The sequence below is a fragment of the Lysinibacillus sp. NPDC047702 genome (assembly GCF_050272555.1).
Lineage (GTDB): Bacteria > Bacillota > Bacilli > Bacillales_A > Planococcaceae > Lysinibacillus.
The window spans coordinates 1-14,492 of record NZ_JBNNMG010000021.1 but is presented as its reverse complement, the minus strand read 5'-3'; the positions used below and the strand labels follow the sequence as shown (position 1 = coordinate 14,492).

The 14,492-nt window shown below is 33.0% G+C and carries 18 protein-coding genes; 8 read left to right on the top strand and 10 right to left on the bottom strand.

Annotation, left to right across the window (positions count from 1 at the left end):
* Nucleotides 1-142: 142 nt before the first annotated feature.
* Both ACQKIM_RS12155 and ACQKIM_RS12150 read right to left on the bottom strand, forming a co-directional pair.
* Nucleotides 143-1,159, bottom strand: coding sequence for an ABC transporter permease (locus tag ACQKIM_RS12155; protein WP_427544014.1), 1,017 nt, complete (start codon nt 1,157-1,159; stop codon nt 143-145).
* Entirely contained in the window at nt 1,156-1,884 is a 729-nt protein-coding gene (locus ACQKIM_RS12150) for an ABC transporter ATP-binding protein (RefSeq protein ID WP_427544011.1), read from the bottom strand. Before ACQKIM_RS12150 ends, ACQKIM_RS12155 begins: the two co-directional genes overlap by 4 nt.
* Nucleotides 1,885-2,083: 199 nt before the next feature.
* Between ACQKIM_RS12150 and ACQKIM_RS12145 the strand changes: the two genes are divergently transcribed.
* From ACQKIM_RS12145 to ACQKIM_RS12135, 3 genes are all read left to right on the top strand, one after another.
* Complete coding sequence (locus ACQKIM_RS12145; RefSeq protein WP_427544008.1) at nt 2,084-2,677, top strand: TetR/AcrR family transcriptional regulator; 594 nt, start codon at nt 2,084-2,086, stop codon at nt 2,675-2,677.
* Nucleotides 2,678-2,792: 115 nt separating this feature from the next.
* Complete coding sequence (locus ACQKIM_RS12140) at nt 2,793-3,419, top strand: TetR/AcrR family transcriptional regulator (RefSeq protein ID WP_427544005.1); 627 nt, start codon at nt 2,793-2,795, stop codon at nt 3,417-3,419.
* Nucleotides 3,412-4,056 carry a CPBP family intramembrane glutamic endopeptidase gene (locus ACQKIM_RS12135; protein WP_427544002.1) on the top strand — a complete coding sequence of 215 codons (645 nt, stop codon included), beginning with the start codon at nt 3,412-3,414 and terminating at the stop codon, nt 4,054-4,056. Before ACQKIM_RS12140 ends, ACQKIM_RS12135 begins: the two co-directional genes overlap by 8 nt.
* Nucleotides 4,057-4,126: 70 nt before the next feature.
* On the opposite strand, the gene ACQKIM_RS12130 is transcribed toward ACQKIM_RS12135, so the two are convergent.
* The 4 genes from ACQKIM_RS12130 to ACQKIM_RS12115 all read right to left on the bottom strand — a co-directional run bounded on the left by ACQKIM_RS12130 (nt 4,127) and on the right by ACQKIM_RS12115 (nt 7,633).
* Nucleotides 4,127-4,924: an ABC transporter permease subunit gene (locus ACQKIM_RS12130; RefSeq protein ID WP_427543999.1), complete on the bottom strand. Its 798-nt coding sequence runs from the start codon at nt 4,922-4,924 to the stop codon at nt 4,127-4,129.
* The gene (locus ACQKIM_RS12125) at nt 4,921-5,808 is read right to left on the bottom strand and encodes an ABC transporter ATP-binding protein (RefSeq protein WP_427544164.1); all 888 of its coding nucleotides are present in this window, start codon (nt 5,806-5,808) and stop codon (nt 4,921-4,923) included. Before ACQKIM_RS12125 ends, ACQKIM_RS12130 begins: the two co-directional genes overlap by 4 nt.
* 11 nt (nt 5,809-5,819) lie before the next feature.
* Nucleotides 5,820-6,467, bottom strand: coding sequence for a TetR/AcrR family transcriptional regulator (locus tag ACQKIM_RS12120; RefSeq protein ID WP_427543996.1), 648 nt, complete (start codon nt 6,465-6,467; stop codon nt 5,820-5,822).
* 266 nt (nt 6,468-6,733) lie between these two features.
* Nucleotides 6,734-7,633 carry a hypothetical protein gene (locus tag ACQKIM_RS12115; RefSeq protein WP_427543993.1) on the bottom strand — a complete coding sequence of 300 codons (900 nt, stop codon included), beginning with the start codon at nt 7,631-7,633 and terminating at the stop codon, nt 6,734-6,736.
* 416 nt (nt 7,634-8,049) lie between these two features.
* Here ACQKIM_RS12115 and ACQKIM_RS12110 point away from each other — a divergent pair, with 416 nt between their 5' ends.
* Nucleotides 8,050-9,015 carry a hypothetical protein gene (locus tag ACQKIM_RS12110; protein ID WP_427543990.1) on the top strand — a complete coding sequence of 322 codons (966 nt, stop codon included), beginning with the start codon at nt 8,050-8,052 and terminating at the stop codon, nt 9,013-9,015.
* 649 nt (nt 9,016-9,664) lie between these two features.
* Here the strand turns inward: ACQKIM_RS12110 and ACQKIM_RS12105 are convergent.
* The 3 genes from ACQKIM_RS12105 to ACQKIM_RS12095 all read right to left on the bottom strand — a co-directional run bounded on the left by ACQKIM_RS12105 (nt 9,665) and on the right by ACQKIM_RS12095 (nt 12,202).
* On the bottom strand, nt 9,665-10,822 hold the full coding sequence (locus ACQKIM_RS12105) for a tyrosine-type recombinase/integrase (RefSeq protein ID WP_427543987.1): 1,158 nt from the start codon (nt 10,820-10,822) through the stop codon (nt 9,665-9,667).
* Nucleotides 10,823-11,004: 182 nt separating this feature from the next.
* Nucleotides 11,005-11,730 carry an ImmA/IrrE family metallo-endopeptidase gene (locus tag ACQKIM_RS12100; RefSeq protein WP_427543984.1) on the bottom strand — a complete coding sequence of 242 codons (726 nt, stop codon included), beginning with the start codon at nt 11,728-11,730 and terminating at the stop codon, nt 11,005-11,007.
* Nucleotides 11,731-11,734: 4 nt separating this feature from the next.
* Nucleotides 11,735-12,202, bottom strand: coding sequence for a helix-turn-helix domain-containing protein (locus ACQKIM_RS12095; protein WP_427543981.1), 468 nt, complete (start codon nt 12,200-12,202; stop codon nt 11,735-11,737).
* A gap of 169 nt (nt 12,203-12,371) precedes the next feature.
* Here ACQKIM_RS12095 and ACQKIM_RS12090 point away from each other — a divergent pair, with 169 nt between their 5' ends.
* The gene (locus tag ACQKIM_RS12090; protein WP_427543978.1) at nt 12,372-12,602 is read left to right on the top strand and encodes a helix-turn-helix transcriptional regulator; all 231 of its coding nucleotides are present in this window, start codon (nt 12,372-12,374) and stop codon (nt 12,600-12,602) included.
* Between the two features lie 13 nt (nt 12,603-12,615).
* Nucleotides 12,616-12,888, top strand: coding sequence for a hypothetical protein (locus ACQKIM_RS12085; RefSeq protein WP_427543975.1), 273 nt, complete (start codon nt 12,616-12,618; stop codon nt 12,886-12,888).
* A 37-nt stretch (nt 12,889-12,925) separates the two neighbouring features.
* Here the strand turns inward: ACQKIM_RS12085 and ACQKIM_RS12080 are convergent, their stop codons facing one another.
* The gene (locus ACQKIM_RS12080; RefSeq protein ID WP_427543972.1) at nt 12,926-13,132 is read right to left on the bottom strand and encodes a hypothetical protein; all 207 of its coding nucleotides are present in this window, start codon (nt 13,130-13,132) and stop codon (nt 12,926-12,928) included.
* A 68-nt stretch (nt 13,133-13,200) separates the two neighbouring features.
* Between ACQKIM_RS12080 and ACQKIM_RS12075 the strand changes: the two genes are divergently transcribed.
* A complete protein-coding gene (locus ACQKIM_RS12075; protein ID WP_427543969.1) occupies nt 13,201-13,971 on the top strand; it encodes an ORF6C domain-containing protein in 771 nt (256 codons plus the stop codon).
* Nucleotides 13,972-14,078: 107 nt separating this feature from the next.
* A complete protein-coding gene (locus tag ACQKIM_RS12070; RefSeq protein WP_427543966.1) occupies nt 14,079-14,318 on the top strand; it encodes a hypothetical protein in 240 nt (79 codons plus the stop codon).
* The last annotated feature ends 174 nt before the right edge of the window (nt 14,319-14,492 follow it).

Below are 14,492 nucleotides of genomic sequence, written 5' to 3'. Positions count from 1 at the left end.
CACTCTGTCGGAACGGAGATCAACCCCTCGTTTTGAAAAAGGGCTATACTTTTTAATTTGTCACCTTAATTTCATTGACATAATAGTATTTCAACAACATGAAGAGTTCTGCTTAGGATATGGCAGAACTCTTCTGTGTGCATTATAAGGATCGATATTTTTTTAGGCTAATAATATTTAGCGTAATGAATACAAGAGCGAAGCAAGCAAGTATCACTAAATCCACAACAATGTCATGAAAAGCATAGCCTTTATACATAACACCATTCAGTGCATCAGCCGCATAGTAAAGTGGCATAATACGTCCGATATTTTGCAGCCATTCTACCATATTATCCAGTGGAAAAATGCCTGAAAAAAATATTTGAGGGACAATAACAAGCGGAATAAACTGCATCATTTGAAATTCAGACGCTGCAAAGCTTGATAGCAATGCCCCTAATGATAATGAAACAAGTGCTACAACAATATTAATAAGCAAAACAAGCCAAATTGAGCCCACATGTACAATATCTAAAATATAAATACCAAACAAAACAATAATAATTGTTTGAAGAAAGGCAAACAAACCATAGCCAATCATATAGCCTGCGACAATTTCTGAGCGTTTAATCGGTGTTGCAAGCAGACGTTCCAGTGTCCCAGAGGTGCGTTCTTTTAATAGTGCTATCCCTGTAATTAAAAAGACGAAAAAGAAAACAAAGAAGCCAGTCAGCATTGGACTAAAAATATCAAAGATAGCGGTATTTTCATCCCCATAAACATACTCAGTCTTTAGATTTAACATAGAAGTTTGTTCAGGCTGTAAAGCTTGAGAGAGCTTCATCATAACAACTTTTGTACTAGAGGGATCATCATTTAATAATGTAAGCTTTATATCATTTTGCTTGATTGCTAACCATCCATCATACTTTTCTTCCTTTAACATCGCTGAGGAATAATCATTGTTTTCCACTACTTTAACATCTACTGCTTTAAGCTTTTCGATTAATGGTGCTGGACCATTCGATACAACAAGCGTCATCTCAGGCTCATTACTATTAAAAATAAAATACATTAAGGAAAGAATAATTAAAGGTGCAATAAATAATAAAGCAAGTGTCCGTTTATCGCGTTTCATCTGCTGCATAATTCTTGTTATGATAGCACCAATCCTCATAGCACGTCACCCCCAGCCTTTACAAATACCTCATCAAAATCTTGTGCTTGATAACGGTCTTTCAATTCATGCGGAGTACCGTATGCAATAATTTGCCCATTTCTTAGCATAGCTAATTGATCACAACGTTCCGCCTCGTCCATGGCATGTGTTGTGACAAGAATTGTTTTCTGTTCCTCGTCTTTTAATCGAATAAGCTCCTGCCATATTACCTTTTTCAAGACAGGATCAATGCCAACTGTTGGTTCATCAAGAATTAAAAGCTGTGGATTTTGGAGTAGGGCAATGGCAAGAGATAATCTTCTCTTCATTCCGCCAGAGTAATTCATGACCTTACTATTTAAATCATCTGTCAAACGAACGAGATCGGCCGCATATGCTACTCGTTCAGCGCGTTCTTTTTTTGTTAAACGAAAAAGCTTTGCAAAAAAATGAAGATTTTCTTTACCTGTTAAATCCAAATAAAGTGCATCAGATTGTGCCATATAGCCGATATCCATCAGCAACTGCTTATGTGGAACAGTAAGGTTTAATACTTGAATACTACCGTTGTCAGGCTTTATCATACCCATAATCAATTTGATTAACGTTGTTTTCCCACAGCCTGAGGGACCAAGTAAACCGATAAGCTGACCCTGTGGAATTTCTAAGGAAAGGGGTGCAATCACTTGCTTGTGATGAAACTTTTTTTCAATGGAATTTAGTGATATCGCATTGTTTCCCATATCTCCATCTCCTTTACTGAACACAGTGTTGATACTTGAAATTTTAAAATAGTGTATAGGGAATTACAATCAACAGATAAAGAAAATGTGTTTAGTGATTTTATGGGAAATGCACTATATTGATACTAGGGAAATTTTTCGCTAGCATATATACAAACAAAAGGATTGAATTAAAGAGTCAAACTATAGGAGGTTAACGATGTCTATCCATGAAAAGATGAATTTTGAAACAAAGCAAGCAATCAAAAAAGCTTTAATCCAACAAATAGAGGAAGCGGGCTTTGAACGAGTAACCGTAAAAAATCTAGCTTTAGCTGCTAACATCAATAGAGGTACTTTTTATTTACATTATAAGGATAAGTTTGAAGTAATGGAGGATTTACAGCAGGAGCTATTAAAAGAATTAGAGCGCTATGTTAAAAATGTTCAGCCTGTAGAAGCCTTCCACACCGTAAAAACAGGACAGCTTTATCAACCATTTGTTGAGGTATTTCGATGCATTAAAAGGAACGCAAAGGTTTTTCGCGTTTTTTTAGGGGAACAGGGGAGTCCTGCCTTTATTATTAAAATGAAAAGGGTTTTTAGTAATCATATTTTAAATAGCCTATCTCTTATTCAAGAGGAGATGCTAGATCCAGAATTTCGACAATATTTACAGGCTTTTTTAAGTTCTGCGATTATAGGAGTTATTCAGGAGTGGCTTGATAGTGACAATGTGGATGTAAGTGTAGAGGAAATGGCAACCATCCATTTTCGTCTAATGCGCTTTATCGGGAACTTAGCTACATTATAAGTGAACATTTAGTACGATAATATTTAAATATGGAATTGAATTGACAATTATGTAAATAAACCATAGAATAAAATAACATTGACTGACTAGTCAATCAAAAAAGGAGTGATTTTAAATGCCAAGGAAATCAGAGCTTAATCAAGAATTAAGGGATGTGCGAAAAGAACAGATATTAAAAGCATCCTTGATCGTTTTTGCGAGGAGGGGAATGGTTGCAGCAAAAATAAGTGATATTGCTAAAGAGGCAGGATTAAGTCATGGTCTTGTTTATCATTATTTTAATTCGAAAGAAGAGATTTTTTCATTGCTTGTAAAAGAAGCAATGAATCGTTCCATAGAGGTTATTCAAAAGGCAAATGAATATAAGGGTACACCACTTGAGAAATTAAGATGGATGACAGAGCAGATCTTAAATAGCTTTATAGATTCAGAACATACACTACTTTTTTTAATCATGATCCAGGCAAGTACCTCAGATGCTATACCAACTGAAGTCAAAGAGTTACTTACAGGAGATCAATCGTTATCACCAGTTATGTGTACATTGCCTATTATTGAAGCGGGGCAAGAAAAGGGAGAAATTATTTCAGCAAATCCTATAACTTTGGCTGTTACCTATTATTCCTTTATACAAGGCTTAGCTATTAATAAAATTCAATGGCCTGAATGCCCCATCCCTGATGCCAATTTACTGTTAAAAATTTTTATTAATGAAAAAGGGAGTAGTCATCATAATGAGTAGCCAAAAGAATATATCTCTTTTACTATCACCATTCATAATTATTGGTGTAGGATTTTTAACTGCAACTTTTTTTAGTCAGTACATAGATGGTTGGGCTTGGATTCCCCTAGCGATAGTTTATTGGATTTTGATGGGTATCTGTATTGTCCTATTTAAAGGAGATAGGTCTATTAAAAGTTGGCTGATGAAGTCAAATAAATCAAAATTATGGATTACTATTTCTTTATTATTGGGGATGTTCCCGTTAAGCATTCTACTAATGAACTACCAATTATTTGATTCGACTTTACTAATAATACTATGGTTAGTATTTGCTTGCATTAATCCTTGGTTTGAGGAACTTTATTGGCGCGGAGTTTTACTAGATGGGTTGAAAGATGATTGGTCAAAATGGTTTAGCATAATATATTCCACTTTATTTTTTGTGTTAAGCCATCCATTTATGTGGGGTGTATTTTCGATTGCTAGTAAATCCTACCATTTATATATTTATCTAAGTATAGCAGGTATTGTTTGGGCTATTACATATTTTAAAACAAAGAGCTTAAGGTGGGTTATTTTTTCACATTTCATTGTAGATATTGGTAATTTAACCGTGCTAACATTTCTAAATATTTATTTACCCCCAACCATGTAGTATTTATGAACGAAAGCTTGGTTTAAATCTCAAACCAAGCTTTCATCTATGATATAGATTGGCATGCACTTTATAAGTACAAATCACGTTTCACAAAAATGCGAACAGCGAACGTGTAACACAGTAGCCCAATAATAAATAATGTTCCAAGCATCCAAATAGTCGAGCTATCCTGAGCCATTAATTTTTCTGGAGCAAATAATGAATAGATTGTAAAGTACTGAAGTTTTTCTAATGAGCCTCCCATATTGCTTAGCGCCTCTATTAAATAAAAAGCAATTGGTAAGCCTGTACTATATGCATAGGAGGTTTTTAAATCCTTACTGCTACAGGAAACAAGAAAACAGTAGCCACTAATGGCAAAGTGTAAGAAATATAGACCTAGATTTAATGTAAGAAAAGCAGGGATATCTAATTCATTAGGAAATAGAAATTCTGAAAAGATAATGGCTACTAAAGTTGTCACAGCGAGCAGTATAAAGATGCTAGCAATTAAAAAAGATGCCTGTGTAAATACAATTTTCAATCGTCTATTTGGTGTTGCAATGAGATAGGCCATTGATCCATTATCTATATAGCCCATTATAAGTTTATTTGCTAACATAATAATAAACACTAATGGGAGAATTAGTAATAAAAATCCGTAGAGATAGGTGGATAAAAATTCAATTAACGTATCACCGATAGAACCCATCCCAAATGCGGCCATCATTTCTGGCATAGTTGCTGTAAGCTGCTTTAATGTGTTGCTCATCTCGGGATTATACATATAAACAATACTGATAATATAGAGCATTAATACTGCGAGTATAATACAAAATAATTTAACCGTGGCTAGCATCTCATGTTTTAGCAAAGGAAAATTCATGATTTTTGTCCCCCTACATCGTAGTAATGCATAAAAATATCTTCGAGTGATTGTGAAATAACATCGAGATCCATCATTTGATAGTGTGCTAACGTTGAAAGCAATACTTGGACATTCCCCTGAACCTTGATAATCGCCTGTGTAGGGCTGATTTGCTCAGTCATAAATGGTTCCTCTAGGAAGCGAGAAAGCTCCTGCTCACTTTGAAATTCAATTAAAAATTTCTTAGATTTGCGTTTTTTTAGATCAGCAATGGCTTCTATGGCAACAATCTTACCAGCATTAATAATGGCTACTCGGTCACAGGTCTTCTCAATTTCCTCAATCATATGAGAGGACATGAAGATAGTCGTTCCTTTTTCCTTTTCTCCGATAATCAATTCAATAAATTTTGTTTGCATAAGCGGGTCTAATCCACTTGTCGGCTCATCTAAAATGACTATTTCAGGACTATGCATAAACGCACAAACTAAACCAACTTTTTGCTTCATACCCTTCGACATTTTCTTTATTAGCCCTGTAGCGTTTAATTCAAAGTATTGCATAAGCTCATGGGCTCTTGTTAGATCATGTAATCCTCGCATTTTGGCAATAAATTGAATAAACTGCTGTCCTGTCATTTTATCAATAAAGGCTATCTCACCCGGTAAATACCCTACAAATTTTTGTATTTCAGCTGTAGCTTTTCGGCAATCTAATCCCTTGATTGTACAAATGCCTTCAGTTGGCTGTAAAAAGCCCATTAAATGTCTGATTGTTGTCGATTTACCTGCACCATTTGGACCCAAAAATCCAAATACTTCACCTTTTTCAATCTGTAAGTTCACATTTTGAATGCTATAAAAATTCCCAAACCTTTTTGTTAATTGATTAATCTCAATAATTGTCATGCTATTCACCCCTTTGTGTTTCGGTATAATAATTGTTTTAAAAATTCAAAATAATGGGTTGCCTCTTCCATGCATTGCTTTAGTAGTTGATGAAAGGCTTCAGGATTATCAACGTTGCTTTTTAATTGTTTTTCATATCGATCACTGATTCCATCTGTAACTAATCTAATGGTATCTAACGCCTTAGTACTATCTATATTTTCATGAAATAAATCAAAATTAATTCCAGCGAACACACGAGTATAGGAAGAATCTTGTAGCTTACTATTATATTGATCGAGTTCATTTCTTACTTCTAAGCTTGTTTCAGCATATGTCTTTTTTAAGAAATCAAAAAGTGTATGGTATTGCTGAATTAATGCCAATTTCATCATCATAATTTGTTCATAACGTTTAAATATATCGGGTTCTTCCAAATCTACGCTACTATTGATTGCTTCAGTGAAAATTGTTGTTACATAGTCATATAAGTAAAGATATAAATTTTTTTTACTACCAAAATAGTGAAATAAAATTCCTTTTGAGATTTTTGCATCCTTCACTATTTTATTAGTAGAGGCTGTTTCGTAGTTATGAATTGAAAATTCTCGCAGTGCAGCATTTATAATTTTATTACGTTTTTTTTCTTCTAAATTTTGAAATGCTTGATACAATTTTTTTCTCCCTTTGGTGTATTTTAAATCGATTATATATGCGTTGACCAAAGTGGTCAATATGGTTGATAGATAATTTTCCTAGTGATACGAATAGAGAAATGAACAGTAAAAGGATCGTTAGGGAATGAAGAGTAAGTTTAGAGGAACTCCACAGGGTGGGGGGACGAAGGCTAGAATCATCACATCCATATGAACAAGACCTTCGCGACATTACCCTGGGAGACTGATACTTTCTTTTGCAAACGTCAAATAAATAAATTGCACTATTTGTCATAATAATTATTCAAGGTTGCTTCTAAGCGTTCTTCTAAATTCTTTGAAATATAGCTCAAGGCGAATTGCTCTTTTTCCATCTCAATTTGTGAGGAACGAAACATTTTCACGAAAAAGCCTATTTTTCTTTCCTGAGAAAATTGCTGTAAGGCCTCTGTGCGCAATATGGATACAATTTCATTTTCAATATGACGCTCACGTATTTTTTGGACGATGGTCTTCACGTTTCCTCCCTGCAGCTCTTGAATTTGTTTCTGTAAATTTTCGTTTTCTTGTTTCAGTTCAGCTGTTTCTTTTTGTATTTCTTCAAATGAACTTGACTCAGTGGATAGTAATTGAATTTTTTGTGTAAGAAAATCTTGATTAATGGCTACTTGCAGGGCACCTTGCTCTTCATTTGGCAAGATAGTAAAGAGTCCCGTTTGGATTATCTGCTGTAGGACATTTCCGAGAACATCGACTTTATTGGCTAAATCATCATTAATCATCGTTGTTGCAGTTATTTGATGATTAGGAAGTTGACCATGATCATCAATCCCTAATAAATTCTTCAGACCTTTAACACGGTGCTTGTCCTTTAATAATAAAATCATCCGAAGTCTTAAAATGGCAGAAAGATTTAAACGAATATTGGTGTTTGGGCTGTTTGTAGCATCATTAAAAATATACTGTTCAAATGGCTTAATATAGTAACGAAGCATCGCATCAGTAATATTAAACCAACCAGCTACTTCTGAAATAGAATAATAATTTGATTCCTTAATATGTGCTAAATAAGCATCATTATAAAGCGTTTCTTCTAAATGCGTATCTTGTTGTAAGACAACAAATAATGGGTCATGTTGTACAATTTCGAGTACCATTTCCTTTGCATCATTTAGTTTCAGCATCCTTTCACACCCCACTTTAATTTTCGATAAAAATGACCTCTATATAGGTTTCTATTCTACTAGTAGCATTTGTATGCCTATTTTATGTAGGAAAACTTAAAATCAATATTCAGCCTAACTTTGCTCATAAGAGTGTGTTATTTTTGTCGAACATTTCATAAAAGAAGAGCGTTTGTTCTTTAGTGTGTAAATAACTTTTAGGGTAAAGATTGGACAACATGGGCTATTGCACAAAATTTGGTATACATGATTTCACTATCAAGTCGTTACAATGTTAATAAGAGTTTTAAAGGTGTGCTTTATACATTACAAAAAAATATTCCCACTAAATAAATATAATGGTATTATCATAGTATTATTTAACTTAATCTAAAGTAAATGGAGTGATTTAAGTAATGAAGAGGTGTTCATCGTTATTGATTGCAAGTGTTATTTTTCTTACATTGCTCTTTATAACTACTGTTAATGAAACAGCACATGCAAAAAAATTGTGGGGCAAGCCTCCCGAATTGAAAATTACCGGTTTGGTAAATGGTCAAACAACAACTGAAAGTACTCATAATTTAAATGTATCAACAGTTGAAAAAGCGACTGTTACAGTTACCTTAAATGATGAAATTGTAGAGGATAAAGATAATACATATGAAATTAAATTTACTAAAGAAGGAAAAAATTTTATTTATGTATCTTCAACTTTAAATGGTAAAAAATCAAAAGAACAAATTGAAGTGTATTTTAAACCTAAAAAAGTTACTAACAGAGCTGAATTACAAGTTTATCTCAGAGAAAATTATTCTGTACTACAAACAAAACTACAAAAAGTTAATTTTGATATTCATGTTTATGAAAATGATAGTCTTTTTGATGTGTATGATTACAGAATAGAATTGGGTACGAGATTTTCAAGCTTTATAGGAGATATGAATCAACATTTATATTTAAATAAGAACGATACAGCTGCAGAAGAAGATGTCGAACTTTCTAAAAAACAATTAAAAGATTTTATAGAAAGACTGGCTAGAGACATCATTGATAAGTTTCCTGATAAAAAAATATTGGGCCGAAACGATGAATCTTATTATGGATATCCCAATTTAAAACTCGATTATAATAACATTCTTTATTTACATTGGTCTAATTATGAACCTATTTACATGAAAAACACTTGGCCTGGTGACGTACCAAAGGACTATTCTAGTGTTATATACAACCCGTGGGAAGACCATACATCACCGATATACAGAAAATATATTCAGGATGCACGACAAAGAGATCAATATAAGTGGGAATACCAAAGATTAGGTTATAATGATTTTAGAATCTCTGACTTTCATTGGTTACCATTTTTAAATCACCTTTATGATAATGATTTAGGTATTTAAAAAAAACAAAATGCTATTAAATAAACATTCTTGTTTCAGACCGGGGACAGATTCAAAAATACTTAGTTTGCTTACACTCTTTTTTCTTTAATTGATTCTAATAGAGGTTTGACGCTCTCCAAAGGTAATGTGGAGTAGAATGACATTTATTCAATACATTAATGGTATTCGGTCGGTTCGCTATATGAAATATCTGGAAGTTAATAAATAATATACAAAGAGGCTGGGACAAAACTCGATTATATTGAAAAACAACAAAAATGGATATTAGCTTTTTCACTTCACGAAGTTAAATATGCCTTCCTAAATCAAAAAAATGTTAGACCGATTGTATCTTGGTCTAACATTTTTTTTTTTGTCCCAGCCTCTTTTAATTGTTTATTTAAACTAAAATTATCCCTAAGTGTATTAAAAAATGTTACGTACCCAACATAAGAATACGGTGAAATAAAAAGCTAATCTTGTTTACTGTTCACATAGAGAGTATAAAAACAGATTTAATCGCAGTTAGCCTATTATAGATACAACTAAATAATGTAAATTCTTAAGAAAAAGATAAGTTGTAATAAGTGGGATTGTATTGATATATAAGGGGGAGAAGGGTACCCATTTAATGTGTACCCCAATTTGTACCCCAAAATCTACTAAATCATCCAAACTTCAGTAATGTGTCCATTACTTTTACAACTTCCTTCTCTTTTTCTCGTAAAGAATGAGCATAAACCTTTAAAATCATTTCTACAGAATCCCCCAACATTTTTGCAACAGTAGTTATAGGAATGCCTTGAGAAATTAAAATGGAAGCGCAAGAGTGCCTTAACATGTGGGGTGTGATTTTTTTGATAACTCCTGCCTCAAAAGCACGTTCTAAAATGTAGTTAGGGAATTGTCTGGAAATAGGCTCTAATAGATTTTCGTTAATAAAAATATAATCATCCTCAGTTAATACTTTTCCATGTTCAAGAAATTTTTTCTTAGACCAGATTTTATACTTTTCTAAATAAGATATTAGGTGATTACCTACATCAATTTTTCTCATGCTATTCCAGCTTTTTGTCGAACGAGTTCCTAAGTGATCTCTAGTCCTTTGAATAGTAATGATATTACTTTCAAAATCAATATCGTTCCACTTTAAACCAGACGCTTCACCTTTTCTGATTCCAGTAGAAACAAGAGTTAAAATTAATACAAAATGAGTAAATCCTTCATTCCTTTTGATGTAGGTTAGCAATTCTTCAATTTCATGCAAATCTAAATGTTTCTCTTCAAAAGGTTTATGAATATCCTTAGGAATAATAACTTTGGAAATTTTATTACGAGTCAGTATTTCATCATCTACTGCGGCATTAATAGCATGATTTAATACAGCATGGACACCGTATACTGTAGACTGTGAAAAATCTTTTAGTAGATTATTAATATAGTCTTGATAGGATGTTTTCGTTAGATTGTTTAGCTTCAAATGTCGTAATGAAGGTAGGATATGATGCTCAATATAGTATTTATACAAATGTTGTGTACTTACTTTCCATTTTGGATGATTTGCTAGATACCACATGTTTAGCCATTCTTCTATTGTTAAACCCTGATTTTCAACTTTTGCAAGATTTCCAGATAAAATGTCTGCCTTCAATTGTGTTAATGCAAGTTCTGCAGCTTTTTCAGTTTCAAATCCACTTCTACTTTTCTCTTTGCGAGCACCAGAAGTGTCGTAATATCGATAGCGGAAAGCAAACTTCTTCTTTTTACCATCCTTATACCAATAAATATGTTCCTTTTTTGTCTTGTTATATTGTTGTCTAGCCATTTCATTCCACCTCAGTAATCCCCGGACAGGTATCTAAGAGAAAACGATAATTTTAGGCTAATTCATCATCACTCCTTTCAAATGTAGAATGTATGTTCTTTTTTTGGGTATTAAAATAGCTTCTTACACTTTTGATGTGCAAGGAGCTAATCATATAAACCAATACCTGTTTCAAAATAATATCATTTTAATTCTAAATTGTTACTCTCATTAAAAATAACAATAATTTTATTTTTATTCATATCTATTGCTGGGTCAGTAGATATATAATAGGAACCTTTATCATATCTATTATTTGTTTTAGTTAATATGTCATAAGAACAGTATTCTCTAACTTCTGAATCAGAAAGAATTGATAGGTTAGGCAGTTCTAATTTTTCATTTATATTGAATTTATGATTTTCGTTAAAATATAGTAGTCTTCTATAAGCAAATTCTGGCGTGACGTTGAAATATTGTGCAATATCTTCAGCTAATAAGTACGCAGTATTAATATCAGGGTAAACTTCAAAGTTTAATATGTCTGACGAAGGCATCAAAATATTTGAAGCTAATTTAAAAGCTTGAATTTCCATTTTATCTACCATTATCGGTATCTGAGTTAGTTGATTCATTTGGTGTAAATATAAATGTGAAAATTCGTGGGCCAATGTTTCACGTTCTTCTTTTTCATTTTCACAAACAGTTAAATTTATAACGCCTCTTCTACCTTTTTTGTGTGAAACAGCATAACTAGTATCATCTGGTATCAAACTCAACAGAACTTTCATACCATAAAGATCACATAGCTCATATATATCGATTTTATGAGGGTGGTTATAATTAATATTTTTCAAAATATCTTTACTTATTCTCTCATATGAATCAATTCTCTTTTTTTGTAAAAAATCGCCTAAAACCAATGCCATTTAATCACTCCAAATAATCACCATCGTCATCATCATCAATTTCCTTCATAGCTTCTTCTACTTTTCGCCATGAAGTAATCATTTGTTTTACTTTTTTCTCAGGATTACTTTTTAGATTATCCATAGCAACAGGATATTTTTTTATAGCTTCTAAAACTTCATACTCCTCTTGCGATAAAGAAATAATTTTACCGTTTACTTCAACTTTATGGTATGATTCTTGATTTTTATTAAGATACCCAGTATTCTCAACGTAACCAGCAGCTTTCATAAGTTCTTCATACGGGTAATCATAAGCCTTTGCTAATCTTTTCAATGTCTCAGGCGAAGGGTTTAATGGCTTTTTAGTACCTCGTCTATAGCCTTTTTCAACATCTGAAATGTAAGTGTGGCTTAATTCTGTTAAATCAGCTATTTCTCTTAACGAGCGTTTACCTCGTAGTTCTCTTAATAGATCTCCTAATTCACTCATAATGCTCCCCTCCTGTCTGTAAACTTTGTTTACCATATTGTAAGACATATACAACAAAACATTAAGTAAAAACATAAGAATAATTTGTTGTACATAGTTGACATATTGTTGCATGTATATTACGATGTGTATGTAAACAATGTGCAACAAAAAGTGAGGTGAAATTAGAATGCGTAATATTGTTAAGTATCTACGCCTCAGTGAAGATTTTGATTTGACTCAAGAAGAACTTGCAGTAGCGCTTGGTGTTTCGAGACATACTATAATTTCTATTGAAAAAGGCGGTAGTACAACAGCAGAAATGGTTATTAAAATAGGTCATTTTTTCAATAAAGACCCAAGAGAAATTTTTTTTATCCATGATGTTGAACATAGTTTACAGAAAGGGTGTCTTGCATAAAGGAGGTGAAAATGTGGAACCTAAAACACTTAGGGAACTGTATCAGTCACCATTTACTGATGAACAGTCGCAAAAACTAGAAAACCTGCTAACAAAGGTTATTCCTTTAATAGAAGCAGAACAATTGATAGATGCTGATTATGGTGAATTGAGTATCTATGAAGTACAACATGTGCTGCTTGCCATGAATGAACTAATACATGATCAAAAAGTTCGTCGTCAAAAGCAATACTCTAATGAATTGAATAACATGTCTGCTCAACATTTTGTACAAAAGCAAGATTAATAGGTCCTACGCTATTAATCTTGCTAAACACAGCGTTTTAATCTAGCTCTTTAGGAGCCATTGGATTGAAGTCATACTGAGTTAATTGGTCAACTGTCTCTGTGAAAGTTTGTGTTAATCGAAGGTACTCATTCACGAATTCAGTTGCATTGTATTCTTTTTTATCACGACTTAACCAAGTAATTGTTAAATCATGAACTAATTGTTCCTGTGTTACAGGAATATAACTTTTCTTTACAGCCATATGTATCACCTCCAATCTACCAATAGTTTAGCAGATTGGAAATACTTCGGAAAATAGGAGGTTCAATTATGACACAATTAGTTTTCATCAATAACAACCAGGCAGTAACAGATAGCTTAACAATCTCTGAAATGTTTGGGAAAGAACATAAGCATGTTCTACGTGACATTGAGATACAAATTGAAAAGTTAAAAGAAGCTGGAGAGCCTGAATGGGGGGTGTCCAACTTTGGGCAGACCCATTACCAACACTCACAAAATAAACAATGGTACCCCAAATACAATTTAACGGAAGATGGGTTTGCAATTGTAGCTATGTCGTATACAACTCCCGAAGCTATGAAAATGAAAGTTAAATTCATAGAGGAGTTTAAGAGAATGCGAGTATTTATCCAAGAGCAGCATGCAAAGCCTCTAACAGAAAAAGAACAGCTCAAAGCTTCTATGAGACTATCACTAGAAACTTCCGAAGAAGTAGAAACTCTAAAAGTGGAAGTTAGTGAAGTGAAAGAAACTGTTCAAAACTTGGTTAATACCATGCGTATAGATGGTAGCCAAGAAGCTCAAATTCGTAAACGTGGTAATGAAGCAGTTTTGGAAGCTCTTGGTGGTAAAGATGCCAATGCTTACAAACAGCTAAGTAAACAAGTATTTTCAGCCTTTTGGCGTGATTTCAAAGATCATTTTCAAATCCCTCGTTATGGTGATTTGCCAAGATCACGTTTTGCAGAAGGTATCAAATTTATTTCTATGTGGCAGCCATCTACTTCATTACGAATGGACATCACCGTATGTAATGGGCAACAACATCTAAAGTTAGTAGATGGCGGTATAAATTAAAAGTTGTTAAGCGAACAACTTAAGGATGGTGTTCACTTATAAAAACACAAAATGATAATTTCTTAATTCAAAAACTTTTCGAAAATGCTGGCTTTCCAAAAGAGAAGATGGAAGAGATTTTCGATAAATATGTACGTGAAGTAACTCGACCAAAGGTACTGTTTATTGATTTGGAACAGTTAAAAGAAATTGTTCCATTTGAACGGGATTTCTTAGAAAAAAACATTTTAAACGATCCTAGAGTTAGGCAATATCAACGCCAACGAGGACCACATAGCAAACGAATTTGGATTTATGAACCAACTATCCAAGCAATAGAACAAATCATTATGAATGAATGGAATTAAAAATAACACAATTTACCCCGGACAGGTACATGTGTGATAAAACGATAAATTTGAAATAAGGAGAGGCCATGGCAAATGACCTCTACTAAACTACTAAACTGTTAAGAGGTTTGGGCAATAAACCTCTTGCCTATATATTAACTTATTTGCCAATTATACTTTGTTCCGCTTTTG

What these genes read in the sequence shown, in the direction of transcription:
- ACQKIM_RS12155 (WP_427544014.1), bottom strand. Translation starts at nt 1,159, where the DNA reads ATGAGGATTGGTGCTATCATAACAAGAATTATGCAGCAGATGAAACGC.
- ACQKIM_RS12150 (WP_427544011.1), bottom strand. Translation starts at nt 1,884, where the DNA reads ATGGGAAACAATGCGATATCACTAAATTCCATTGAAAAAAAGTTTCAT.
- ACQKIM_RS12145 (WP_427544008.1), top strand. Translation starts at nt 2,084, where the DNA reads ATGTCTATCCATGAAAAGATGAATTTTGAAACAAAGCAAGCAATCAAA.
- ACQKIM_RS12140 (WP_427544005.1), top strand. Translation starts at nt 2,793, where the DNA reads ATGCCAAGGAAATCAGAGCTTAATCAAGAATTAAGGGATGTGCGAAAA.
- ACQKIM_RS12135 (WP_427544002.1), top strand. Translation starts at nt 3,412, where the DNA reads ATGAGTAGCCAAAAGAATATATCTCTTTTACTATCACCATTCATAATT.
- ACQKIM_RS12130 (WP_427543999.1), bottom strand. Translation starts at nt 4,924, where the DNA reads ATGAATTTTCCTTTGCTAAAACATGAGATGCTAGCCACGGTTAAATTA.
- ACQKIM_RS12115 (WP_427543993.1), bottom strand. Translation starts at nt 7,633, where the DNA reads ATGCTGAAACTAAATGATGCAAAGGAAATGGTACTCGAAATTGTACAA.
- ACQKIM_RS12105 (WP_427543987.1), bottom strand. Translation starts at nt 10,822, where the DNA reads ATGGCTAGACAACAATATAACAAGACAAAAAAGGAACATATTTATTGG.
- ACQKIM_RS12100 (WP_427543984.1), bottom strand. Translation starts at nt 11,730, where the DNA reads ATGGCATTGGTTTTAGGCGATTTTTTACAAAAAAAGAGAATTGATTCA.
- ACQKIM_RS12095 (WP_427543981.1), bottom strand. Translation starts at nt 12,202, where the DNA reads ATGAGTGAATTAGGAGATCTATTAAGAGAACTACGAGGTAAACGCTCG.
- ACQKIM_RS12090 (WP_427543978.1), top strand. Translation starts at nt 12,372, where the DNA reads ATGCGTAATATTGTTAAGTATCTACGCCTCAGTGAAGATTTTGATTTG.
- ACQKIM_RS12080 (WP_427543972.1), bottom strand. Translation starts at nt 13,132, where the DNA reads ATGGCTGTAAAGAAAAGTTATATTCCTGTAACACAGGAACAATTAGTT.
- ACQKIM_RS12075 (WP_427543969.1), top strand. Translation starts at nt 13,201, where the DNA reads ATGACACAATTAGTTTTCATCAATAACAACCAGGCAGTAACAGATAGC.
- ACQKIM_RS12070 (WP_427543966.1), top strand. Translation starts at nt 14,079, where the DNA reads ATGGAAGAGATTTTCGATAAATATGTACGTGAAGTAACTCGACCAAAG.